The sequence below is a fragment of the Planctomycetaceae bacterium genome, from assembly GCA_041398785.1.
Classification (GTDB): domain Bacteria; phylum Planctomycetota; class Planctomycetia; order Planctomycetales; family Planctomycetaceae; genus JAWKUA01.
This window is the reverse complement of record JAWKUA010000059.1, coordinates 1-6034: the sequence shown is the minus strand read 5'-3', so window position 1 is coordinate 6034 and position 6034 is coordinate 1. Positions and strand designations below refer to the sequence as shown.

4 protein-coding genes are annotated in these 6034 nt (G+C 59.4%); 1 reads left to right on the top strand and 3 read right to left on the bottom strand.

The annotated features are described in order from the left end of the window. Nucleotides 1-170 precede the first annotated feature (170 nt). Entirely contained in the window at nucleotides 171-1532 is a 1362-nt protein-coding gene (locus R3C19_27325) for a tetratricopeptide repeat protein (GenBank protein ID MEZ6064074.1), read from the bottom strand. After that, nucleotides 1529-3367 carry a CRTAC1 family protein gene (locus R3C19_27320; protein MEZ6064073.1) on the bottom strand — a complete coding sequence of 613 codons (1839 nt, stop codon included), beginning with the start codon at nucleotides 3365-3367 and terminating at the stop codon, nucleotides 1529-1531. The genes R3C19_27325 and R3C19_27320 overlap by 4 nt, the downstream gene beginning before the upstream one ends. 1313 nt (nucleotides 3368-4680) lie before the next feature. Between R3C19_27320 and R3C19_27315 the strand changes: the two genes are divergently transcribed. Continuing rightward, a complete protein-coding gene (locus R3C19_27315; GenBank protein ID MEZ6064072.1) occupies nucleotides 4681-5673 on the top strand; it encodes a site-2 protease family protein in 993 nt (330 codons plus the stop codon). Nucleotides 5674-5746: 73 nt separating this feature from the next. Here R3C19_27315 and R3C19_27310 read toward each other — a convergent pair. Then, the coding region (locus tag R3C19_27310) for a FeoB-associated Cys-rich membrane protein (protein ID MEZ6064071.1) at nucleotides 5747-6034 on the bottom strand (288 nt) is incomplete at its 5' end.

Here is a 6034-nt window from a genome sequence, read left to right as displayed (position 1 = left end):
AGTTCCCAGGCGGGCGACGTCTTTGGAGTGCGGCGACTGGTCGCCGCTTTCGATTTCACTTCGCGGTCTGCTTCCGGTAAATCGAGCGAATGCCCGGAAAGCGAACGATTCGCAAAATCCAAAGCGTTGCTGAATCATCGCACTCGAAATCGAAAGTGCCGCGACGGCGCCTATTCGCCGGCACCTTTTGCAGCGCCTGACGCTTCGTGACCGGCCGGTGACGTCGCCGCGTCGAGCTCCGCGAGATGTCGATTTGCCGCCGCCTGGTCACCAATCCCGGAAAAATACTCGGCCAGTGCCCGATGCGCGCCGGCGTGTCCCGGTTCGTAGTAAAAGACGGCTTCCAGCCACGACACACCTTCTTCCCGAGAAACGTGACGCAGCATCAATTCTCCCAGATGAAACAGCGCGTTCACGTTGTCCGGATGCGTTTCCACTTCGCGCTGCAGCCGGTCGATTTCCGGGCGGACCTTCATCAGTTCAGCGTATCGAGCGAACAGCTCTTCCGAACGGTCCTTCTGCCCGACCGCGCGAAGTGCCTGAGCCAGCAGGTAGTTGGCCGCGAAGTCTTCGGGCCATTCGCGAACAAGTTCTTCCGCCAGTCGAGCGGCCTCGTCCGTCTGCCCCGCCGCAAGTTGCAGCTTTGCCAGCAGCAGTCGAGCGGGAAAGTGGCCGGGGTTGCTTTTCAACACGCGACGCAGGTAGCCGACAGCCTGTTCCGGTTCACGCCGATCCCTCTGCACATCCGCCGCGCACAGCAGAGTTTCAATGTCGTCCGGAGTTCGTTCCAGTGCTTTCGTCAGATGTTTCAGTGCCAGGTCATTTTCGCTTTGAGAATGCAGGGCTTCCGCCAGGGATTTCAGAACGACGGGATCATCAGCCGACAGTGCCAGCGCTGCTTCGAAATGTTGTCGGGCCTGAGCCCAGTCTTTCTGACCGGCAAAAATCTGACCTCGCCGAAGATGCGGACGGTAGTCGTCGGGGAAATCGGATTGCCAGGCATTCAGCAAAGCGATCGCTTCACCAAAACGCAGATTCAGGCAGAAGCCCGTGACGAACGCGTCGCAGATTTCCGCTCCGTCATCACCGGGATTCGCCAGCATTTGCGGATAGTAAGGTTCCACCTGATTGATGAAACCCGCCTGGGCCAGAGCCAGCCACCATTCGCGTTCGAGTCTCGGCGGATCGCGGTACCCCAGCTCTTTGGCACGATCGAGGTGTTCACGGACCTGCTGGAATTCTCCCTTTCGGCGACAGACGCGAGCCAGCCGGAACTGAACATCCGCGTTGTTCGGATCGATGCGTTCCGCCGACGCGAAGTGCTGTTCGGCCGCGACGATGTCGTGTTCCGCCAGCGCCTGTCCGCCGAGACGCAATTGATACCAGACGGCGATCGGTCGAGCGGCCACGATCGCCGTGACACAAACGGCCGCGCCGACCAGAACAATCGGCAGCCATCGCCGACGGCGCTGCGGCGAACGTGCGGCGTCCTGCTGTCGAACGTTGTCCGGTTGCTGCTGAGAAACGCTCACGGTTGCGCCTCCGCCGGCAGTTCAAACGCCGTGCCCACACCCTGCACAAGGCGCCAGGCGCGGTCCGCCGGAAGATCACTGTACGACGATTCCGATCCGTCCGGCCAGATCACGTGCAGCGAATCGATGTGGCTGGCCGTTCCCAGGCCGCAGACGATGCGGCGTTCGTTGGTGCTGGCGAATCCGTCGCCCGCGACAAGTTGCCGGGTTCTGGAAACACCGCCGGCAGTGATGGTGACTTTGGCGCCGATGGCATCGCGAGCAATCCGTCCAGTCAGATACAGAATTGCAGAGTGCCCCGTGACGGACGTGTCATTGACGACCAGCGCCGCCGGGTCGATCAGCCGCGAAACGACAAAGTCTTCCCTTCCGTCGCGGTTCCAGTCGAGCTTCGCAAGTCCCCTGCCAAGTTGTTCCGCGGCGAAGAATGCACCGACATCGGCAGCCGGCCGTTCGGTGAAACGTCCGCCGCGATTGCGGAAGAACTGTGGCTTCATGCGATACGGAACACCCGTTTCCGTAAAATCATCGACATGACCGTTCACGACGACCAGGTCCGGCCAGCCATCCAGGTCAGCGTCCAGAAACTGAGTCCCGAAGCCAAGTGTCTGCATGGCCGCCGACTGCAGGTTCGCGGCGACAGATTCATCCACAAAATAGAACCCCGGCTGCTGGTGGTAGTACGTATTCGATTCGTTGTAGAAGTGAGTCACGAACAAATCCGGCAGACCATCGTTGTCGGCGTCATCCACGGCGATGCCCATTGATGCCTGAGCTTTGCCGTCAAAATCATACGCGGTACCGGACACAACTCCGTGGTCTTCAAACAGCGGTGAAGAACCTGCCTGCGGCGTGCGGTTGAGGAACAGGAAATTCGCTGTCATGTCATTTGCGACGTAAAGATCCAGCCCCGCAGTCCCGTCAAATTCTGCGGCGATGATCCCCAGGCCCCGGCCGTCAGGAATCAGAATGCCGGCGGCCTGGCTGACATCCTGAAAGCTGCCGTCGCCGGAATTCAGCAGCAGTCGATCATCCGCGGCGGAAAACTCCGTGGGAATGCAGGTTCTCGGGTGCTGGCCGGATTCTCTCATACAAACCTGAGTGTAGGGCCGCTCGCCGCCGCAATAGTTCACGTCATAGATTTCGGGAAAGCCGTCGCCGTTCAAGTCGGCAATCATTGCGGACGCCGTCCATTGAGCGTCACGGGAAATCCCCTCATTCGGCAGCCGATCGAACGTTCCGTCACCGTTGTTGTGCAGCAGGCGATTGATTCCCGCGTTGGTGACGTACAAATCCGGGAACCCGTCGCCGTCGACATCACCCGCAGCCGCGCCGCAGCCGTAGTCCGAATCTGTCGGCAAAGCGATCGCCGACACGTCCGCCGCACGACCCGATCGATTGCGAATCAGAACGTCCGTGGCGGAAGAGTCACGCTGATCCAGCGGTGAGCCGACAGAAGCCTGCGGAAAGAACAGATCCGGCAACCCGTCGCGGTCAGCATCGATCACCGCGACGCCTCCGCCGATGCTCTGGTAAATCATCAGTCCCGGAAGATCCGGATTCACGCCGTTGACGTAGTGGACGTCCAGGCCAACGTCGCCACTGACTTCCGAAAAACGAACAGCCGCCAGCGGTGACTCATCCGATGAACTCAGCGGTGCCGTCCCGAAGCCGCCGCCAACCGACGCGACCGGGCCGGTTTCTTCTGAAGTTGCGTCCTGTCGGGCGTGATCCGGTACGGAAGTCGAAGTGTCAAGAATGCCCAGCCACACTGCTATGCCGGCAGCGGAAGCGAATATCACAGCAAGCATCAGGATTGCAATGCGATTGTTCACTTGTCACGTATCCGTTTCCATCGCCGCCAAAGTTCGTCGTCCCGCCCCGATACCGGATCCGTTCCACACAGAATCCCCCGCCTCACACAGCGACCGAGGAAGCCGACCACCCGAATCTCATCGTCAGCCAACACTTTCCGCGGATTCACGAATGCCATGACGACAGGCGTTTTGGATACTCGAAACTGCGCGAACCACACGATGCCCGCAGTAGACAGGGCTCAGCATATCCGCAACGCTGCCCCGTCGACTATTGACGGCCCCGATTCACGTTATGCGGCGCGAAGTTGCCGCCGATTGGGCGTTATGCCTGAAGAAGCGCATTGCTTCTGTGGCACATTCGTTCGCCATGAATGTCGGTCAGTCACTATCAGCTTTTCGGATCCCGTTTGCGTGAGCATGGCCATTCAAGACCAATGGTAGCGTCAACGTATCACCAATAGCACTGAGCGGGACGTCAACCGCTGTAAAGTAGACGCTTCCTGCTCCGTCCGAAATTGCCTTAAGAGAATCATCACTCCGAGCCTTGTCGTCTCGCTCAAATTCACCCATGTGGCGAGCAATGAACCAGGAATTGCGAACTCCTCCGTATGGCTCAAAATGGTGAGGCGGAATCATGCACGGTGTGATGTTTGAGAGAGTTCCGCATCCACAACAGGCAATTGTAAGCGGTATGATGAGCGATCGACTAGACATGCAAACTCCTCTGACAGACCTATTGATTGCAGTAATTTACTGTTTTCCAGACAATGACGAAATCGCACCTCTCGGGACGTCGAGTTTCTTGTCAACTACTGCAATTGAAGGCGGAAGTGGCATAACGGATAGGATGCAGCCGGGTTGCCGGATCGGCTGCCCACACATGGCACATCAGTCGCAGCAACCGGCTGGATCTTGAGCGATCGGCAGAGAAGAATTTACCCGAGCAGAGCGGCAATTGTTTCACCCTCCCGTTTCAACGGGAGGGTCGCCGATCGAATGCCGTTCAGGCGTTCGATCGCGGGGAGGGCTGGCAGGGAACTCACGGTCCGGCCGACCCTCCCCCTCGTTTGATCGGCGCGCCGATCATCCTCGCTCCCGCTGTGCGGGAGGGTCCATTCTCAGATGCCGCACGCCTTAACGCGTGCCATTTCCGGCGAATCGACCTACTATGAGCCACTCCCGCTACTCATCTCAATCCGACCTGAACTTCCACCGGTCTTCACGTTTTCATGACATCTCCGAATAGTTCGCATGACGGTGATTTTGCACCGCATCCACGCGCCTCCGACGAGGATTTTCTTGTCGCCCGCCATGCCGAAGAATCGCGAGACGTGCCGGTACGACACCCGCCGGTCCTGATTCAGATGCCGCCGGGATATCCCTTTCCCGATCCGGAATCCGTCAACCGATACCAGTGGGCCGCGCGCCGGAAGGCTCGCCGAAAACAGCTTCGAACGTCCGTCATTCTGTTCGTCCTGACGTTCATCAGCACAACGCTGGCCGGTTCCGGATTTGGTCAACTGCTGCTGATCCCATCGCTTTTCGGTGGCGAGCCCGCCGTAGCGCTGAAGTTAATGCTGCAGCTGACCCTTCAGGGCTTCACCTACAGCATTCCGCTGATGACCATTCTGCTGTGCCATGAGATGGGCCATTTTCTGCAGGCCGTGCGGTATCGTGTTCCCGCGTCGTTTCCCTATTTCATTCCGCTGCCAATTCCACCCCTGGGCACGATGGGCGCCGTGATCTTCCAGGGTCGAGGCGCCGCGGATCGCAAACAGATGTTCGACATCGCGATCTCCGGTCCTCTGGCGGGCCTGATCGTCACGCTGCCGGTTCTGTATTACGGAATCAGCCAGTCGCAGATTGTCGTAATTCCGCCGGAAGCGGTCGGAATGAGGTTCGGTGAGCCGCTGATTGTTGTGTGGATGATCGAACGAATCCTTGGCCCGCTGCCGGAAGGTGGCCAAATCACGCACAATGGATTCTACATGGCAGGCTGGGTCGGAATCTTCATCACAGCATTGAACCTGCTTCCCGTCGGACAACTCGACGGCGGGCACATCCTGTATACGCTCATCGGACGAAAGGCCCACTGGGTGGCGTTCAGTGTCATCGCGTTTGGCGTCGGAGCGATGGTCTATTCCAACAAGGTGTCCTATGTGCTGCTGATCGTGCTGCTGCTGCTGACCGGGCCGAGACACCCGCCGACGGCCGACGATACCGTGCCGCTGGGGCGAACGCGGACGATCCTGGGCTGGCTGACGCTCGCCTTTCTGATCATCGGATTTACTCCGCAGCCAATTATCGTTCCGGAAGGTTCATAACGGGCTCGGGCCGACGTCTTCTCGTCCCAACGGTTTCGCTCTGCGCGGTTGTCCGCATGCAGCGCCGGTGAACTCAGTTCTCCGCGGAATGCGAACGCGGCGACCCGGTTCCCAGCGACACGATCTGTGGCTCCTGTGTCGAACCGCCGGAGCACCCGGAACAGGCTGAACCGCAGCCGGGCTGACTTCGTCCGGACAGACTCACCCACAGCCGGCGAACAATGTCGCCAAGCGCAATCAGGACGATCAGAATCGTCAGCGGTGTCTGCCAGTTCATGATTGTTCCTGCCTGCTCAACGCTGCCATCGTGGTCCGGCTCTTCGCCCGCGGATCCGTGGGACTTCGACTTGCGACGCGATCG